Source organism: Devosia sp. (genome assembly GCF_014860165.1).
Lineage (GTDB): Bacteria > Pseudomonadota > Alphaproteobacteria > Rhizobiales > Devosiaceae > Devosia.
Genome location: NZ_JACZKG010000027.1, coordinates 1 through 16,183, shown reverse-complemented (window position 1 = coordinate 16,183; position 16,183 = coordinate 1). Strand labels below are relative to the sequence as shown.

The 16,183-nt window shown below is 63.2% G+C and carries 18 protein-coding genes and 1 pseudogene; 11 read left to right on the top strand and 8 right to left on the bottom strand.

Annotation, left to right across the window (positions count from 1 at the left end; all coding sequences use genetic code 11):
• The first annotated feature begins 7 nt into the window (after positions 1-7).
• Entirely contained in the window at positions 8-1,678 is a 1,671-nt protein-coding gene (locus tag IH615_RS06000; RefSeq protein WP_291360638.1) for an ABC transporter ATP-binding protein, read from the top strand.
• Between the two features lie 12 nt (positions 1,679-1,690).
• Entirely contained in the window at positions 1,691-3,058 is a 1,368-nt protein-coding gene (locus IH615_RS05995; protein ID WP_291360636.1) for an alpha-glucosidase/alpha-galactosidase, read from the top strand.
• Between the two features lie 216 nt (positions 3,059-3,274).
• Here IH615_RS05995 and IH615_RS05990 read toward each other — a convergent pair whose 3' ends face one another.
• Both IH615_RS05990 and IH615_RS05985 read right to left on the bottom strand, forming a co-directional pair.
• Positions 3,275-3,868: a LysE family transporter gene (locus IH615_RS05990; protein ID WP_291360635.1), complete on the bottom strand. Its 594-nt coding sequence runs from the start codon at positions 3,866-3,868 to the stop codon at positions 3,275-3,277.
• A gap of 95 nt (positions 3,869-3,963) precedes the next feature.
• Positions 3,964-5,418: an alpha-glucosidase/alpha-galactosidase gene (locus IH615_RS05985; RefSeq protein ID WP_291360633.1), complete on the bottom strand. Its 1,455-nt coding sequence runs from the start codon at positions 5,416-5,418 to the stop codon at positions 3,964-3,966.
• A 137-nt stretch (positions 5,419-5,555) separates the two neighbouring features.
• Between IH615_RS05985 and IH615_RS05980 the strand changes: the two genes are divergently transcribed.
• Positions 5,556-6,428 (top strand): helix-turn-helix domain-containing protein, encoded by an 873-nt coding sequence (locus IH615_RS05980; protein WP_291360632.1) that lies wholly within the window; start codon positions 5,556-5,558, stop codon positions 6,426-6,428.
• A 4-nt stretch (positions 6,429-6,432) separates the two neighbouring features.
• Here the strand turns inward: IH615_RS05980 and IH615_RS05975 are convergent, their stop codons facing one another.
• Positions 6,433-7,353 carry a homocysteine S-methyltransferase family protein gene (locus IH615_RS05975; RefSeq protein WP_291360629.1) on the bottom strand — a complete coding sequence of 307 codons (921 nt, stop codon included), beginning with the start codon at positions 7,351-7,353 and terminating at the stop codon, positions 6,433-6,435.
• Between the two features lie 160 nt (positions 7,354-7,513).
• Here IH615_RS05975 and IH615_RS05970 point away from each other — a divergent pair, with 160 nt between their 5' ends.
• The 5 genes from IH615_RS05970 to IH615_RS05950 all read left to right on the top strand — a co-directional run bounded on the left by IH615_RS05970 (position 7,514) and on the right by IH615_RS05950 (position 10,640).
• Positions 7,514-7,993 (top strand): MaoC family dehydratase, encoded by a 480-nt coding sequence (locus IH615_RS05970; RefSeq protein WP_291360628.1) that lies wholly within the window; start codon positions 7,514-7,516, stop codon positions 7,991-7,993.
• The gene (locus IH615_RS05965; protein ID WP_291360627.1) at positions 7,990-8,547 is read left to right on the top strand and encodes a MaoC family dehydratase; all 558 of its coding nucleotides are present in this window, start codon (positions 7,990-7,992) and stop codon (positions 8,545-8,547) included. The genes IH615_RS05970 and IH615_RS05965 overlap by 4 nt, the downstream gene beginning before the upstream one ends.
• 32 nt (positions 8,548-8,579) lie before the next feature.
• Entirely contained in the window at positions 8,580-8,924 is a 345-nt protein-coding gene (locus IH615_RS05960; protein WP_291360626.1) for a hypothetical protein, read from the top strand.
• A gap of 179 nt (positions 8,925-9,103) precedes the next feature.
• Positions 9,104-10,123, top strand: coding sequence for a TerC family protein (locus tag IH615_RS05955; RefSeq protein WP_291360625.1), 1,020 nt, complete (start codon positions 9,104-9,106; stop codon positions 10,121-10,123).
• 346 nt (positions 10,124-10,469) lie between these two features.
• Complete coding sequence (locus tag IH615_RS05950) at positions 10,470-10,640, top strand: hypothetical protein (RefSeq protein ID WP_291360624.1); 171 nt, start codon at positions 10,470-10,472, stop codon at positions 10,638-10,640.
• A gap of 45 nt (positions 10,641-10,685) precedes the next feature.
• Here IH615_RS05950 and IH615_RS05945 read toward each other — a convergent pair whose 3' ends face one another.
• Positions 10,686-11,294: a TetR/AcrR family transcriptional regulator gene (locus tag IH615_RS05945; protein WP_291360622.1), complete on the bottom strand. Its 609-nt coding sequence runs from the start codon at positions 11,292-11,294 to the stop codon at positions 10,686-10,688.
• 128 nt (positions 11,295-11,422) lie between these two features.
• On the opposite strand from IH615_RS05945, the gene IH615_RS05940 reads away from it, so the two are divergent.
• The 3 genes from IH615_RS05940 (at position 11,423) to IH615_RS05930 (ending at position 13,623) form a co-directional block, all read left to right on the top strand.
• Entirely contained in the window at positions 11,423-12,646 is a 1,224-nt protein-coding gene (locus tag IH615_RS05940) for an MFS transporter (RefSeq protein WP_291360621.1), read from the top strand.
• Between the two features lie 92 nt (positions 12,647-12,738).
• Positions 12,739-13,131: a VOC family protein gene (locus IH615_RS05935; RefSeq protein WP_291360620.1), complete on the top strand. Its 393-nt coding sequence runs from the start codon at positions 12,739-12,741 to the stop codon at positions 13,129-13,131.
• Positions 13,132-13,218: 87 nt separating this feature from the next.
• Positions 13,219-13,623 (top strand): GFA family protein, encoded by a 405-nt coding sequence (locus IH615_RS05930; protein ID WP_291360619.1) that lies wholly within the window; start codon positions 13,219-13,221, stop codon positions 13,621-13,623.
• Between the two features lie 156 nt (positions 13,624-13,779).
• On the opposite strand, the gene IH615_RS05925 is transcribed toward IH615_RS05930, so the two are convergent.
• The 4 genes and pseudogenes from IH615_RS05925 to IH615_RS05910 all read right to left on the bottom strand — a co-directional run.
• The gene (locus tag IH615_RS05925) at positions 13,780-14,313 is read right to left on the bottom strand and encodes an adenine phosphoribosyltransferase (protein WP_291360617.1); all 534 of its coding nucleotides are present in this window, start codon (positions 14,311-14,313) and stop codon (positions 13,780-13,782) included.
• 35 nt (positions 14,314-14,348) lie between these two features.
• Entirely contained in the window at positions 14,349-14,543 is a 195-nt protein-coding gene (locus IH615_RS05920) for a hypothetical protein (RefSeq protein ID WP_291360616.1), read from the bottom strand.
• A gap of 143 nt (positions 14,544-14,686) precedes the next feature.
• The gene (locus IH615_RS05915; RefSeq protein WP_291360615.1) at positions 14,687-15,559 is read right to left on the bottom strand and encodes a cytochrome c1; all 873 of its coding nucleotides are present in this window, start codon (positions 15,557-15,559) and stop codon (positions 14,687-14,689) included.
• Between the two features lie 17 nt (positions 15,560-15,576).
• Positions 15,577-16,183 (bottom strand): annotated as a pseudogene (locus tag IH615_RS05910) (cytochrome b); the annotation flags it as partial.

Genomic DNA, 16,183 nt, shown 5'->3' with positions numbered 1-16,183 from the left:
ACAGGCCATGAGCAACACACCGCATACGCCTGTCTCCGACACCCGCCACGATCTGGGCAGCCACGGCCGCGAACTGATCCTTGATGCCCGCAAGATCGGGGTCAATTTCAAGGTCGAGGGCGGCACCGTCAACGCCGTGCGCGATGTTTCCTTCCAGCTCCACAAGGGCGAGACCATCGCCCTGGTGGGCGAATCCGGGTCGGGTAAATCCGTGACGGCCCGAACGCTGATGAAATTGCTGACCAAGCGGGCGACCATCCTGCCCGAGACGCAGATCACTCTGTCGGGCCAGAACATTGTGACCATGTCGGACAAGGACATGCGCAAGCTGCGCGGCAACGACATCGCCATGATCTTCCAGGAGCCGATGAGCTCGCTGAACCCGGTCTATACGATCGGCCAGCAGATCTGCGAGGTGCTGCACCTGCACAACCGGATGAGCCGTGCCGAGGCCATGAGCAAGGCCGAGGCGCTGCTTGAGGAAGTGCAGATCCCCGAGCCCCGGGCACGTTTGAACAACTATCCGCACCAGCTTTCGGGCGGGCAGCGCCAGCGCGTGATGATCGCCATGGCCCTGGCTAACCGGCCCGACGTGCTGATCGCCGACGAGCCAACCACGGCGCTCGACGTCACCGTGCAGGCCCAGATTCTCAACCTGATCAAGGACCTCAAGGACAAGTATGGCATGGCGGTGATCCTGATCACCCATGACCTGACGGTGGTCCGCCAGTTCAGCGAGTATGTCTATGTGATGCAGAACGGCAGGGTGCAGGAGCACAACGCCACCGAGGCTTTGTTCGCCAATCCGCAACATGCCTACACCAAGCATCTGCTGGCCTCCGAACCCAAGGGCGTCGCCCTGCCGCTCGAAGAGGGGGCGCATGAGACGGTGCTGGAAGGCAAGGACGTGAAGGTCAGCTTCACCCTCAAGCGCGGCGGTTTCTTCAAGCCCGATTTCTTCGAGCTCAAGGCCGTCGACAATCTCGATATCAAGCTGATGCGTCACGAAACGCTGGGCATTGTCGGTGAGTCCGGCTCCGGCAAGACCACTTTCGGACAGGCCCTGATCCGCCTGATCGGCAATCAGGGCGGCCAGATCTGGTTCGATGGCGAACCGATCCATGACAAGGACCGCAAGGCCATGCGTCCGCTGCGCAGTCGCATGCAGATCGTCTTCCAGGACCCGTTTGCCTCGCTCAATCCGCGCATGTCGATCCGCCAGATCATCGAGGAAGGCCTGATCGTCAACGGCATCGGCGCCAATGGCCGCGAGCGCAATGACCGCGTGCAGCAGGCGCTCAAGGATGCCGGCATGCCCGACAATATCCTTGCGCGCTTTCCGCACGAATTCTCGGGCGGCCAGCGGCAGCGTATCGCCATCGCCCGGGCCATCGCGCTCGAGCCGGAATTCATCCTGCTCGACGAGCCGACCTCGGCGCTCGACCTCTCCGTCCAGGCCCAGATCATCGACCTGCTGCGCAAGCTTCAGGACGAAAAGGGCCTCTCCTACCTCTTCATCAGCCACGACCTCAAAGTCGTTCGTGCCCTCTGCCACCGCGTGATGGTGATGCAATACGGCAAGATCGTCGAACAGGGGCCTGTCGCCGAAGTCCTCACCAACCCTCAAACCGAATATACGCGCCGCCTGGTTCGGGCAGCGTTCGAGATAGCCGCCTAGGAGCATTCATTTATGGCAAATCCAAAAATCACCTTTATCGGCGCCGGCTCGGCGGTGTTCATGAAGAATATCGTCGGCGACATTCTGCAGCGCCCCGCATTGGCGGGCGCCACCATCCGCCTGATGGACATCAATCCCACGCGGCTGGAAGAGAGCGAGGTCATCGCCAAAAAGCTGATCGCCACGCTGGGTGTTCCGGCAACGGTCGAAACCTATGCCAACCAGCGCCAGGCGCTCGATGGCACCAACTTCGTCGTCGTCTGCTTCCAGATCGGCGGCTACGAGCCGTCCACCGTCATCGATTTCGACGTGCCCAAGAAGTACAACCTGCGCCAGACCATTGCAGACACCCTGGGCGTCGGCGGCATCATGCGCGGCCTGCGCACCGTGCCGCACCTGTGGAGCATCTGCGAGGACATGCTGCAGGTGGCGCCCGACGCCATCATGCTGCAATACGTCAACCCGATGGCCATCAACACCTGGGCCATTTCCGAGAAATATCCCACCATCAAGCAGGTTGGCCTGTGCCACTCCGTGCAGGGCACGGCCATGGAACTGGCGCATGACCTCGACATTCCCTACGAGGACATCCGCTACCGCTCGGCCGGCATCAACCACATGGCCTTCTACCTCAAGTTCGAGCACCGCCAGCCGGACGGCTCCTACAAGGATCTCTACCCGGCCCTGCATCGCGCCTATGCCGAAGGCCGCGCGCCCAAGCCAGGCTGGAATCCACGCTGCCCAAACAAGGTGCGCTACGAGATGATGACGCGCCTGGGCTATTTCGTCACCGAAAGCTCGGAACACTTCGCCGAATATACCCCCTACTTCATCAAGGAAGGGCGCGAGGACATCATCGAGAAATTCGGCATTCCGCTGGACGAATATCCCAAGCGCTGCGTCGAGCAGATCGCCAAGTGGAAGCAGACCTCCGACGACTATCGCAAGGCCGACCGCATCGAGGTCAAGCAGTCCAAGGAATATGCCAGCTCCATCGTCAACTCGGTGTGGACGGGCGAGCCTTCGGTGATCTATGGCAACCTGCGCAACAATGGCGTGATCACCAACCTGCCCAACAACGCTGCCGTGGAAGTGCCCTGCCTTGTCGATGACAACGGGCTGCAGCCGACCTTTATCGGCGACCTGCCGCCGCAGCTGACTGCGCTGATCCGCACCAATATCAATGTGCAGGAACTGACGGTCGCGGCCCTGATGACGGAAAACCGCGAACACATCTATCATGCCGCCATGATGGATCCGCATACCGCCGCCGAGCTGGATCTGGAGCAGATCTGGAACCTCGTCGACGACCTGACAGAGGCCCATGGCAGCATGCTGCCCGAATGGGCCCGTGGCTCCCGGAAGCAGCGCGTGGCGTAATCCGCGGCGCAACAGTCCTCCCCTGCTTCCAAGGACGGTCCCGATGCGCAAGCGTCGGGGCCGTTTGGGTTTGTGGGGGGTGGCGCCGCGCTGTGTGGAGCTATCCAAATCAACAATGTCATTCCCGCGTAGGCGGGAATCCACTCTTGAGAAATGCCACGTGAGAATGGATCCCCGCCTTCGCGGGGATGACGCGGTAGACAGGACTGGCGCAGTTCAGCCTGCCAGCATTCCCTGCACTGTCTGCACGGCCAGCAGCATCGCAAACACCGCCAGCGCCACCGCCGTGATGCGCTCGATGCGCGACGAGGTCAGTGACCCGGCCGACGACCTGGCCGCCGCCGTGCCCAGGGTCACCCAGCCGATGGCCGTGGCGATGACCAGAAGTGCGAACATGCCGGCATAGGGCAACCGGGCCATGAAGCCGACATGGGGGAAGATGGCGAAGGCAAAGACCAGCGCCTTGGGATTGACCAGCGTGGTGATGAACACCCGTCCCAGCGTGATGCCACGCTGGTTGAGATCGGCATGGCCGGCATTGGCCCAGAGCTTCCAGGCCGACCAGACGAGGAACGCGACAGCCACGAGCTTGGCGAAGACGGGCACCAGTGGCTGGGCCGCGGCCGCCGCGCCCACCAGTTCGATCCAGACCGTGATGGCGATGGCATAGCCGCCCAGTTCACCCGCCAGCAGCGGCAACGAACGCCCGACGCCGCGCTGCGCCCCGGCAGCCGCCATCAGCGTATTGGTCGGGCCGGGCGTCGCCAGCAAAGCGAGCACGGCCAGGATGAAGGGCAGAAGGTTGTCCATGCCTGGTTGGTAGCAAGAAAAAGGGGCAGGCGCATCACTGCCTGCCCCAAATCTCCTCGCTTCTGCAGTGGCTTAGTGAAGACCGCTGGCGCGGCTTAGTTGTGGCCACCCACCACTTCGCGCAGTTCTTCGACCGAACGCACCTGCTTGCGGGCCGCGCCCTGCCAATCTGACGTTTTGACCGTCGACTTGGCCATGCGTTCCTTGGCATCAGGCACGGCATGGGCATATTGCGGCAGCCACTGGGCCTGGGCCACGACCATTTCGTCAACCATCGCCCAGACCTCGTCGGGCGTGCAGATGGCGCCGACCAGCGGATCATGCAGCACGGCCAGCTTGAGCGTATCGATATCGCCAGTCATCGCCGCTTCGACCGACAGGCGCTGCACCGAGACCGACACCGAGCAGGTGGCGGCGCAAGCCGTCGGCAGGGTGACGCCCTCGATCATGTTGATGCCGAAGCGATCGACATAGCCGGGGCTTTCGATGATGGCGTCATCGGGCAGGTTGGTGATGATGCCGTTGTTGCGGCGGTTGAAGTGACCGCGATAGACGCGTCCGGTTTCCATGGCCTCGATGATGTAGCTGGCGTGCTCGCTGGTGCGCTTGTAGTCGCTGAGCGGCTTGGTGGCCTCTTCCTTGAAGACGGGGAAGTCGGTTTCGAACCAGTTGCGGCGCTCGGTCGAGTAGCGCAGGTAGCCGCCGGTTTCGCCATGGATCCAGTGGCTCATGTCGATCCAGCGATTGATCTCGTCCGGACGCTTGCGATACCAGGGCAGGTATTCGCTGAGATGGCCGTTGCTCTCGGTGGAATAGACGCCGAAGCGCTTGAGCACGTCGATGCGGACCTTCTCGGTCCTGGAATAGACCGGATGGGCCTCGAAGCCGGCGATCAGCTCTTCCTTTTCGATCTTTCGGCCCTTGGCGCGGATGTCGATATACCAGGTCTGGTGGTTGATGCCCGAGCAGACATAGTCAAGCTCGTCATCGGTCACGCCGAGCACTTCGGCAATCTGGTGGGCACCGTGCTGCACGCCGTGGCAGAGGCCGACAACGTTGACCCCGCCATACATTTCGGCGGCCCAGGTATTCATGGCCATGGGGTTGGCATAGTTGAGGAACAACGCGCCGGGCTCGGCGACTTCCCTGATATCCTTGCAGAAATCGAGAATGACCGGGATGTTGCGCTGGCCATAGAGAATGCCGCCGGCACAGATCGTGTCACCCACGCACTGGTCGACGCCATATTTGAGCGGGATGGAGATATCGGTCGCGAAGGCCTCGAGCCCACCGACGCGAACGCAACTCATGATGTAGCGCGCGCCGGTTATGGCGGCACGGCGGTCGGTGGTGGCGGTGACCTTGGCGGGCAGCTTGTTGCTCGAGACGATGGTGTCGATGACCTGCTTGACCATGTCCAGGTTATGCGGATTGATATCGGTTAGTGCGAACTCGCAGCCGACGAATTCCGGCACCTTGAGCAGGTCCGAGATCAGCGTCTTGGTGAAGCCGATCGACCCGGCGCCGATGACCGTGACTTTAAATGACATCGTTGTTCTCCCGAGCAGCAATGCTGCAAGAATGCTTGCACTTTGCCTGGCTTTTGCTGCCGGCGTGCCCTGCATATTGCCTAGCCTGTTCACGTCGGAGCGTGTTAGAGAAAGCTTGTGCCATTGCGGGTAATTTTGTGCTCAACCAGCTGATCGAGTCCGGCCATAACCTCCGCGCGCTGACCCTGCCGCGCAGCGCGGTGCCGCTGCATTGCATGGCCATCAGCGCCGGCTATGAACAGCGTCTCAACGAAGTCTATTCCTGGGACGGGTTGCAGCGCGGCACCGCCCCGTTCCTGATCGTCCAGCACACCCTGGTCGGCGAGGGGCGGCTCGATTTTGTCGGCACGCAATATCGCCTGACGCCCGGCCAGACCATGGTGCTGAGCCTGCCCCATGCGCATCGCTACTGGCTGGAGCGGGGCGGGCGCTGGGAATATTTCTGGATGGTGCTCAATGGCCGTGAGGCTCTGCGGCTGGCCCGCGAGATCATCGACGCGGCCGGGCCGGTGGTGAGCCTGCCGGCGCAGGTCATCGACCGCCTGGCCCATGCCTGCCACATGCTGATATCCAGGCCAGACATCACGCCCGGCGAAGCCTCGAGCGCCGCCTATGCCGCCATGGCGGCACTGCATGATGGCGTCTTCAGCGCCGCGACCGTGCCCGAACGCCCCCTGCCCGCTGCCATCACTCGCGTCATCGCCCATGTAGAGGCCAACCTGGCCGGGCCTCTGCAGGTCGAACGGCTCGCCGCCATTGCCGAGATGAGCCGTGGCCACTTCGTGCGCCAGTTCGGCGCCGCAACCGGCACCCCACCCTCGGACTTCGTGCTGGAGCGGCGGATCGAGCGCATCGAGCGCCTGCTGCTGGCGACGGACATGAGCGTGGTGGCGATCGCGAGGGCCACCGGCTTTGCCGATGCCAACTATCTGGCCAAGGCCTTTCGACGGAAACGCGGCGTGGCGCCGCTGGAGTTTCGCGAACGCGGGCGGCTGGCGGCGGGGACCTAGCGCGTCACGCTACGCTGGCGGAAGTCGCCTTGAGGTGGCGCATGTCTGTCCCGCAACACCCGCCAAACACCTTGAGCCCAGGCAACTCGGCATGCAACGCGCCCAGGTCGGCTGCAAGTTCCGCCGGATTGCCGTCATCCAGTTCCGTGGCTTCGTCGAGTTCGGCATGGCTACGCCGGGAAGCATTTGGGATGAGGCCAATCAACCTGCTCATCCATGCCCCTTTGTCCAGGGCCGGCCTGAAGTGATCAGGATGCGCACAGTTGATGCAATAGCCCAGGACCACCTGCCCCGTGTGGGCCTCCACGGCCTCTACCGCGTCGCCAAGGGACGAACCATCGGCCAAGCGGCCGTCCGTCTCCACGGTGAACGAAATCATTGCCGGTACGCCGGCTGTTGCGGCGGCGCGGGCAATGCCGATCGCCTCCTCGGCGGACCCCAGGGTATAGGCAGAGATCATGTCCACCCCGGCGGCAACCAACGCCCTGATCTGCTCGCCGTGATATGCCTCGGCCTCCGCAGCACCGGTGGCGCCGGGCTGGTAGGCATCGCCGCGCGGTCCGACCTGTCCGCTCACCAGCACCGGCACACCGCCGGCACGCTCGCTTGCAGATCGAGCCAGGGCCACTGCCTCGGCATTGGCGCGCGCGAGAGCTTCACCTTCGAAACCCAGCGGCCGGGCACGATCAGCATTGGCCATCCAGGTTGCGCTGTCCAGTATGACCCCGACCCCGCTCTCGCGGCCCAGGGTCATCTGAGCGTCATAATAATCGCTGATGCGGCTACGGCCAGGTTCGGACAACGCAAGCGGGAACGCCGCGAATCCGGGCAGATCCCACTTCTGGTTGAAGATCAGATCCGTTTCCATCCCCGTCCATGCAAGCCAGCGACGGTCACCGGTGGTCAGGTCTTGTGGACGAGCCATTATACGCCTCCGCCAATGCAGCGATCAGGACGGCACACCATATATTCGGCCTTCTGCGGCAAAGGTTCAACTCACAAACGCGGCGCGCTGCCGACGCAAAACCGGGTTGCCAACCCGCCCCAAAACGGGCAAAACCCACGTTGACGTATAGGGCAAGCAAATGACCAATCCTGTCACGAAAGATCGGCGGCATTTCGAGGACCTTCGCATTGGCGAGGTCATCGACCTGGGGCATACCAAAGTGAGCAAGGAGATGATCATCACCTTTGCCCGCGAATTCGACCCCTTCCCCTTTCATCTCGACGAAGCCGCCGCCAAGGCGAGCCTGTTGGGCGGGCTGGCATCGAGCGGCTGGCAGACTGGCGCGCTGAGCCTGCGCATGCTGGTGGACAGCTTCCTCGGCAAAGTCGCCTCGGCCGGCGGGCTGGGCTTTACCGATCTGAAGTGGAAGAACCCCGTCATGGTCGGCGACACCATCGGCGGCACGGTGACCATCGCCGAGCTGCGCCGCTCCGGCAGCCACCCGCAATGGGGCATCGTGACCCTCGATTTCGACATCAGGAACCAGAAGGATCAGCCGGTGCTGACCATGCGGCTGGCCAATCTGGTCGAGGCGCGCGAGCCGGGAGTGGCAGCATGACCCGCTGGTTCGAGGACATCGTCATCGACGAGGTGTTTCCGCTTGGCAGCCACACCTTCGGCGAAGAGGAAATCATCCGTTTCGCCACGCTCTACGACCCGCAATATTTCCACCTCGACGCCGAGGCGGCCAAACACAGCCATTTCGGCGGGCTGGTGGCGAGTGGCTGGCACACGGTGAGCGTCGGCCACCGCAAGATGGTCGATGCGCTGTTCGCCGAAGAGGAGCGCCTGCGCGGCCTGGGCAAGGAACCAGGCCTGTCCGGCCCCTCCCCCGGCGTCAATTCGATGGATTTCAAGGTGCCGGTGCGCCCCGGCGACACCGTGAGCTACGAACTGGTGGTCACCGGCAAGCGGGCGTCGAACTCCATTCCCGGCTGGGGCCTGCTGTTCAACAAGCTGACGGCGGTCAACCAGCGCGGCGAACTGGTCTATCGCGCCGACCTGGTGGGCTTCTCCAAGCTCCGCGACTATTCCATGCCATTGCGGCTTCGACTGTTGCTCGCGCTCACCAAACTGCCCGTCATCGGACCCTTGCTCAAGCGCGGCTCTTGAAAGCGGCCGGGCGCACCTGCACTCTCTGCAACATGCGCCGAATCGCCCTCATAGCTGCCATCACCGTCTTGTCCGCCGCGCCAGCCCTTGCCCAGAATTTCACGGGCAACTGGGCCTGCCGCGACGCGACCACCAGCAAGGCTGGCATCCTCACCATCTATGGCAACGTCTATGGCTTCGCCTCGACCACCAGGGGCGATCCGAGCTCGGGCACCGGCACCATTACCGGCTACGAGGACGGGGTCAGCTTCAACGACGGCAACCTGCGGACGTCGAAGGCAATCCAGGCCGGGCGGATTATCCCCGATCCCACCTATGGCACCGCGATCCAGCTGGAGACGGCCGAAGCCATCGTCATGCTGTGCACGCCCAGGTAGGCGGGAAATACAGGGGCTCCCAAACCGAGAGCACCGCAAGCGACATTCCGCCACTCCCCGCTTGAACTTTTTTGCCAATGCTGCATTTTGGTTGTGCAGCGCCGGGCCCCTCTGGCGAGGATGACTTATGTCCTCGTGATGTCGGAGCTGCTCCAAACTTCATGGAGAAAGGTCCGGCGATGGAATCGCTGCTTGGCGCCCTCATGGGCGAATTTCTGGGTACTCCCGTCTATTTCTGGGTCGCGTTCGTCGCGATCGTCATTGGTCTCCTGGTCTTCGACCTCGGCATCCTGCACAAGGATGAACACGAGATCGGCGCCAAGGAGAGCCTCACGCTCTATGGCTTCTACGTCGCTATAGCGCTCGCCTTCGGCGCCTGGGTCTGGTGGCAGCGCGGCTCCGAGGCCGGGCTCGAATTCTATACCGGCTATCTGATCGAACAGAGCCTGGCGATGGACAACATGTTCGTCATCGCCACCATCTTCGGCTTCCTGAAAATTCCCCGGCTCTACCAGCATCGCGTGCTGTTCTGGGGCATTCTTGGCGTCATCGCCTTCCGCGCCATCCTGATCGGGCTGGGCGCCGCCCTGGTCTATCAGTTCAGCTGGATCCTGTTCGGCTTCGGCGCCTTCCTGGTGTTTACCGGTATCCGCATGTTCCGCCACCAGGACGATGTGCCCGATATCGAGCACAACCCGGTCTATAGCTTCCTGACCAGACGGTTCCGTGTGACCAAGCAGTTGCATGGCCGCAACTTCACGGTAAAGGCGCCCGACCCCAAGACCGGCAAGCTGGTCACCTGGCTGACGCCGCTGGCCGTGGCGCTGATCATGGTGGAAACGGTCGACCTGATCTTTGCCGTGGATTCGGTGCCGGCAGTGTTCGCGGTGACGCAGGACACATTCATCGTCTACACCTCCAACATCTTCGCCATCCTGGGCCTGCGGGCGCTGTATTTCGCCCTGGCAGCCGCGATGAACCGCTTCCGCTACCTCCAGACCTCGCTGGCCATCATCCTGGTGCTGGTCGGCTTCAAGATCTTCCTTGTGCCCATGGGCATCAAGATCGACACGCTGCTCAGCCTCCTGGTGACGCTGGCCATCCTGGGCGGCGGTGTGCTCTTCTCGCTGTGGAAGACCCGCGACGAGCCCGATATCGGGGCCGAGACGGTGCCGAAATCGGGTCAGTTGGAGCCCTGACCGGCCTATGGCGGGCACCCGGTTGACGGGTGCCCGCTGTTTTTTTATGTTTCGCGCCTCTCCAAGACGAGGTCTGCGCCAGAAATGATCTGAGAACTTGCCCCGGACGCCCGACAAATCGCCGTTCCGCGCCTGCGCGTGACCGGTCGGTTGTGGATGCCGTTCCGAGCAAGATCAGGTCAAAATTGCGCCCGCCCCCGGCGGCCCGCCGACCTGTCCCCTCAGCACCATCCCTGACGTCCGATCAAAACCCCGCTTCATCGCGCGGCCTTGTGCTGCGCCCCACATGATCACACCCCGCCGCTGCGCCGAGAGCGCCAGGACGGGGCAGAGAAAGGTTTTGCTCATGCCAAAGAACCAGTTCCAGCGACAACAGACAGTCGCCCGCCAGCATAATGTCCCCCGCCACGGCGCACCGCTCCCGATGCGCAAGGTGGAAGCCAGGAAGGTCGTCCAGCCCAAGGAGCAGGCGTTGCCGCTCCCGACGCTCGAGGCGCTGCTCGGCAAGCGACACTGACGCCAGGGCCCGGCGCTACCGGCGCCGGGCCCGATCTGTATCGCCTCAGCCGCCAGTCCTGGGTTCGCAGAGCAGTCCATCGACCAGTTGCCGATAGGCGGAACTGGCGCGCATGGAGGCGGACTCTGGATCGGCGGCATTGGCGACCCATTGCGCGGCATAGGTCGATGCCCCGCTCAACAGCCGCGCCACTGCCTCGAAATCGATGGTGGTCGAGACCACGCCGTCGGCGGCGAGTCGCCTGAGACTTTCCTGCAGGGTGGTGATGCAGTCATTGGCCGTGGGCCAGGCCGCCGGATCACCCAGCACAGCCGGCCCATCCCGCAGCATGATGCGCCGGACCTCGGGCTCAAGCGCCATCTCGATATAGCCGATACCCTCTTCGACGAAGCCTTCCCAGGCATTGGGTGCCTTGGCGGCGCGCTCGCGCAGACGCTCGGCCATCTCCGCATCGATTTGGACGATCACCGCCTCGAGCAGCCCCTTCTTGTCGCCAAAATGGTGATAGAGCGCGCCGCGCGTGAGCCCGGCCTCGGCCGTGAAATCATCCATCGATGCCTCTGCATAGCCAACCGAGGCGAAAGCCTTGCGGCCGGCGGCAATCAGCTTGGCGCGGGTTTCGGCGATCATTTCAGTGCGGGGTTTGCGTGCCATATCTATCCATTTCACATACGCATCGTATGCTAATTGACATACGGCGCGTATGTCTCTATCTCATTCACATACGCCACGTATGCTTATCATTTAGGTGGCGCCTCATTAAATGTCGAGGAGTCTTCCAATTGTCCAATCCCTACGGCGCCATTTTCCGCGCCCGCGGCGCCAAAGGCTTTGCAGCCGCAGGTTTTTTCGCCCGCATGCCCATTGCCATGGCCCCGATCGGCATCGTCGCCATGCTCTCACAGACGCACGGTGAATACTGGCTGGCAGGCGCCGTATCGGCGACCTTCGCCCTCACCAGCGCCCTTGTCGCCCCGCAGATTTCCCGCCTGGTCGATCGCCTTGGTCAGGCCCGCGTGCTTACCCCAACCACCCTGGTCTCCGTGCTGGCTTTTGGCGCACTGATCCTGGCCGCCAACCAGCACTGGCCGACCTGGACCCTCTTCGCCTCCGCCCTCCTGGCTGCTGCCATGCCGAGCATTCCCGCCATGCTGCGGGCCCGCTGGAGCGAACTGTTCAGCGGCCGCCCCGAGCTCAACACCGCCTTCGCCTTTGAATCAGCCATGGACGAACTGGTCTATATTGCCGGGGCGTCCCTGTCGGTTGGGCTCAGCGTTTCGCTATTCCCCGAAGCCGGACTCGCCATCAGCACCGTGCTGTTGGCGATGGGCTCCACGGCCTTTATCGCGCAGCGTTCGACCGAACCCGCCATCCGCCCGATCGGTGAGCGGTCGACGGGGTCCGCCTTCTGGCTGCGGCCGGTGCAGGTGCTCACCCTGGCCATGATCTTCATCGGCTCGATCTTCGCCACCGCCGAGGTCAGTGCCGTTGCCATTACCGAGCAGCTGGGTCATCCGGAGGCGGCGAGTTTCGTCGTCGGCGTCTACGCCATCGGCTCCTTCGTGCTGGGCCTGATCATCGGCGCCCTCAACCTCAGGCTGGCGTTGCAAAAGCAGCTTGCCATCGCCGTGGCGGTGATCGCGATCACGACAATTCCCTTGCTGATGGTCAATTCGGTGCCGCTGCTGGCCCTGGCAGTATTCGTGAGCGGCATCGCCATCTCGCCCACCTTCATCACCACTTTCGGCCTGATCGAACGGCGCGTCCCGGCCGCCATGCTGACCGAAGGCGTGACCTGGGTGATGACGGGTATCGGCATCGGCGTCGCCCTGGGCGCCTTCGCCTCGGGCTGGGTTGTCGACACCTTCGGCGCTAGCGATGGCTTCTGGGTCTCGGTGGTCGCGGGGACTCTGGCGCTACTCACTGTGCTGTTGAGTCAGAAAACGCTTTCGGGCCAGCCCGAAACGCCCACGGCGCCACAACTGCATCCCCGAGCGGCAGAGTAGAGCCCGACTGCCTGCAGACTGGGCGCACGGAGTGCCCAGTCTTGCCGCAATTGGCCGTTAACCGTCCGATTGTGACATCAAGGAGACGACCCATGGGCAAGATCCACGAGATCGTATTCGACTGCGACAAACCCTCCCGGCTCGCTGCCTTCTGGGTAGCCCTGCTCGATGGCTATGCCATCCGTGCCTATGACGAGGCCGAGATCGCCCGCCTGGCAGCGCTCGGCTTCACCCCGGAAACCGACCCCACCGTCATGGTCGACGGCCCCGGCCCCTCGATCTGCTTCCAGAATGTCGAGGGCCGCCGCTACGACAACAACCGGGTGCATTTCGATATCGAGGTGACCGATCGCTCCGGTACGGTGGAGCACCTGCGCGAACAGGGTGCCGAGACGGTGCGGGTGCTGCCCACCTATACCGTCATGCGCGACCCCGAGGGCAACCAGTTCTGCCTGGTCGATATCCGCGAAGCCATGGCCGCCTGAAACTCCGTACAGGGCGGTGTGCCGATGCTGACAGGGCCTGTCAGCGGCCCTGCGCATGCTTAGCGCAGACAAGACCGGAGTTCCGTCATGCCCCTCATCGCCTCCTGCCATTGCGGCGCCACCAGGATAGAGCTGCCGCAGCCGCCAGCTCATGCCAAGGAGTGTAACTGCAGCTATTGCAGCCGCACTGGCGCTGTCTGGGGCTATTACGGCCCCGGCGAAATGCACTTCCTGTCGCAGCAGGACGAGAAGACCTATTCGGCCAGCGACGGCATGAACCAGCACCATTTCTGTGGCCAATGCGGCATGCAGACCTGGGGCGATTCACCCGATTGGGCCTCTGTCTACAACAATGACGGCACGCCCAAGCCAGGCTACACGCAAGGCAGCATGCCGACCGAGCGCACTTATGCGGTCAACCTGCGGCTGATCGATGAGCTGGATTGGTCGGCCATTGCCGTGGAAAAGGTGGACGGGCGGGCGAGCTGGTAGGGCTTTTCGTCCGACGCCGCAAAGCCCACCGCACGTCACCCTCGGGCTTGACCCCAGGGCTCTGTACCAAAACGATCGCCCGGCAAGTACGGTGCCCTCGGGTCATGCCCGAGGGTGCGACCGGTGGGCGTGGGGAGATTGGCAAGGCTTGGCCCCTCAATGCCCCTCGAACGCGATCAGCGCCGTGACGGCAACATTCTCGGCCTTGAGCTTGCTGGCGCCGCCCAGGTCGGGCAGGTCGATGACGAAAGCGGCGTCGTCCACCGTGGCACCGGTGCGCCGGAGCAGGCCAACCGCGGCAATGGCGGTGCCGCCAGTGGCGATGAGATCGTCCACCAGCAATACCTTGTCATCGCTGTCGAGCACGCCGGCATGAATCTCGATCGTGTCGACGCCATATTCCAGCGCGTAATTCTGCCCGATGGTTTCGCCGGGCAGCTTGCCCTTCTTGCGCACCGGGATGAAGCCGACGCCCAGCGCAATGGCGACGCCTGCGCCGAAGATGAAGCCGCGCGCCTCGATGCCCGCCACATGCGTAAACCCCTTGCCGCGATACTGGCTGGCAATGCGCTCGATGCTCTCCTTGAACCCTTCAGGATGCTCGATCAGCGTGGTGATATCGCGAAACAGGATGCCCTTGTGGGGATAGTCCGGAATCGTGCGCACGAGAGCCTTGAGGTCGAGCGACATGGCAAGCCTTGGGAGGGGAGTGGAAGGACGAACAGTCAGCCCTGGCGGCGGCCGACCAGATGCCGCGCAATCACGCCGGCATTATAGGCGGCGCTGCGCGTTACGCTAATCGCTGTCTCGCGCGCCTTGGGATTGGTGGCAACGGCATTGATGCCTGCACGGACCACCGGATGCCGGCTCATGGTGATGGCGGCGCCCATGACAGTCACTGCAATGCGAATGGCGGACATGTCGGCTCCCTCGTCACCTGATTTGGTAGGATGGAATATTGCGGTCCGCGCGCCGAATGGCAAGGGGTTGATACGCCCGTGAACGCCGCAAAGCGAAAGGGCCCGCAAGGGGCCCTTTCAATCAATCACGGCAAAACCGACGACTAGTGCTCGATGCCCTGCCAGATGCGGCGCTTGGTGGCATACATCAGGCCAGCAAACATCACGAGGAACAGCAGCACGACAAAGCCGGTCTGCTTGCGGCCGGCCAGGTGCGGCTCGGCCATCCACATCATGAAGGCGGCGACGTCGGTGGCATACTGGTCTACGGTGAGCGGGACGGCGGTCTCGCCCTCACCCACTTCGTAGCTGATCTGCTCGTCCGACAGCGGCGGCGCCATGCCGATGGCGTGGCCGGGGAAGTAGTCGTTGTAATACTTGCCTTCCGGCAACTGGAAGGGCGTGCCGTCCGAATTGTGCGGCGCCGATTCCGGAACTTCCTCATGGTAGCCGGTGAGCAGCGCGTGGATATAATCCGGGCCGCCTTCCGAGTAGCCGGTGAAGTAGTTGAACACCCAGAACGGGAAGGCATCGGTGACGCCGCGCGCCTTGGCCAGCACCGAGAAGTCCGGCGGCAGCGCGCCGCCATTGGCGTCGCGGGCATCCTGTTCGGTGGCAAAGGGCGACGGCCAGCGGTCGGCCGGGACGCCGGCGCGCACGCCGCCATCGGCAGTCGGATCGGCCACTTCATACTCGGCCGCCAGGGCCTTGACCTGCTCTTCCGAGAAGCCCGGGCCACCTTCTTCCGCAAGGTTGCGGAAGGCGATCAGGCGGGCGCCATGGCAGCTCGAACACACTTCGCGGAACACCTGGAAGCCGCGCTGCAGCTGGTGCTCGTCATAGGTGCCGAAGATACCGGCAAACGACCAGCTCTGCTTCTGGATGGTGACGCCGGCTTCGGCGGCCTGTGCCTGGGCACCGAACACGAGGCCGGCACAAAGAGCCAGCGAGGCGAGGATAGTCTTGGTGTTGAACATGGTTCCTGCCCCTCCCATCACGCGTGCGACTTGCCGAGGACGCTCTCGGAGATGCTGGTCGGCAAAGGCCGAGGCGTCTCGATGCGGCCCAGGAGCGGCAGGATGACGAGGAAGTGGATGAAGTAATAGGCGGTGCAGATCTTGGCTAGAACCACGTAGATGCCTTCGGCCGGTGCCGCACCCAGATAGGTGAGCGCCACGAAGTTGACCACGAAGAGCCAGTAGAACCACTTGAACATGGGGCGGAAATTGCCCGAGCGAACCTTGGACGTATCCAGCCAGGGCAGGAAGAACAGGATCAGGATCGAGCCGCCGAAGAAGATCACGCCACCGAGCTTGGAGTCGATGAACAGGATGTTGAAGTCGATGGCGCGCAGGATCGCGTAGAACGGCAGGAAATACCATTCCGGCATGACATGCGGCGGGGTCTGGAGCGGGTTGGCCGGGACGTAGTTGTCGGGATGGCCGAGGATGTTCGGCGCATAAAACACGATTGCCGCGAACACGAGGATGAAGGCGACCAGCGCGAAGCCGTCCTTGATCGTGTAGTAGGGATGGAACGGCACTGTCTCCTTAGGCGACTTTACATCGATCCCGGTGGGATTGTTGTTGCCGGGGACATGC

What these genes read in the sequence shown, in the direction of transcription:
- IH615_RS06000 (WP_291360638.1), top strand. Translation starts at nt 8, where the DNA reads ATGAGCAACACACCGCATACGCCTGTCTCCGACACCCGCCACGATCTG.
- IH615_RS05995 (WP_291360636.1), top strand. Translation starts at nt 1,691, where the DNA reads ATGGCAAATCCAAAAATCACCTTTATCGGCGCCGGCTCGGCGGTGTTC.
- IH615_RS05990 (WP_291360635.1), bottom strand. Translation starts at nt 3,868, where the DNA reads ATGGACAACCTTCTGCCCTTCATCCTGGCCGTGCTCGCTTTGCTGGCG.
- IH615_RS05985 (WP_291360633.1), bottom strand. Translation starts at nt 5,418, where the DNA reads ATGTCATTTAAAGTCACGGTCATCGGCGCCGGGTCGATCGGCTTCACC.
- IH615_RS05975 (WP_291360629.1), bottom strand. Translation starts at nt 7,353, where the DNA reads ATGGCTCGTCCACAAGACCTGACCACCGGTGACCGTCGCTGGCTTGCA.
- IH615_RS05970 (WP_291360628.1), top strand. Translation starts at nt 7,514, where the DNA reads ATGACCAATCCTGTCACGAAAGATCGGCGGCATTTCGAGGACCTTCGC.
- IH615_RS05965 (WP_291360627.1), top strand. Translation starts at nt 7,990, where the DNA reads ATGACCCGCTGGTTCGAGGACATCGTCATCGACGAGGTGTTTCCGCTT.
- IH615_RS05960 (WP_291360626.1), top strand. Translation starts at nt 8,580, where the DNA reads ATGCGCCGAATCGCCCTCATAGCTGCCATCACCGTCTTGTCCGCCGCG.
- IH615_RS05955 (WP_291360625.1), top strand. Translation starts at nt 9,104, where the DNA reads ATGGAATCGCTGCTTGGCGCCCTCATGGGCGAATTTCTGGGTACTCCC.
- IH615_RS05950 (WP_291360624.1), top strand. Translation starts at nt 10,470, where the DNA reads ATGCCAAAGAACCAGTTCCAGCGACAACAGACAGTCGCCCGCCAGCAT.
- IH615_RS05945 (WP_291360622.1), bottom strand. Translation starts at nt 11,294, where the DNA reads ATGGCACGCAAACCCCGCACTGAAATGATCGCCGAAACCCGCGCCAAG.
- IH615_RS05935 (WP_291360620.1), top strand. Translation starts at nt 12,739, where the DNA reads ATGGGCAAGATCCACGAGATCGTATTCGACTGCGACAAACCCTCCCGG.
- IH615_RS05930 (WP_291360619.1), top strand. Translation starts at nt 13,219, where the DNA reads ATGCCCCTCATCGCCTCCTGCCATTGCGGCGCCACCAGGATAGAGCTG.
- IH615_RS05925 (WP_291360617.1), bottom strand. Translation starts at nt 14,313, where the DNA reads ATGTCGCTCGACCTCAAGGCTCTCGTGCGCACGATTCCGGACTATCCC.
- IH615_RS05920 (WP_291360616.1), bottom strand. Translation starts at nt 14,543, where the DNA reads ATGTCCGCCATTCGCATTGCAGTGACTGTCATGGGCGCCGCCATCACC.
- IH615_RS05915 (WP_291360615.1), bottom strand. Translation starts at nt 15,559, where the DNA reads ATGTTCAACACCAAGACTATCCTCGCCTCGCTGGCTCTTTGTGCCGGC.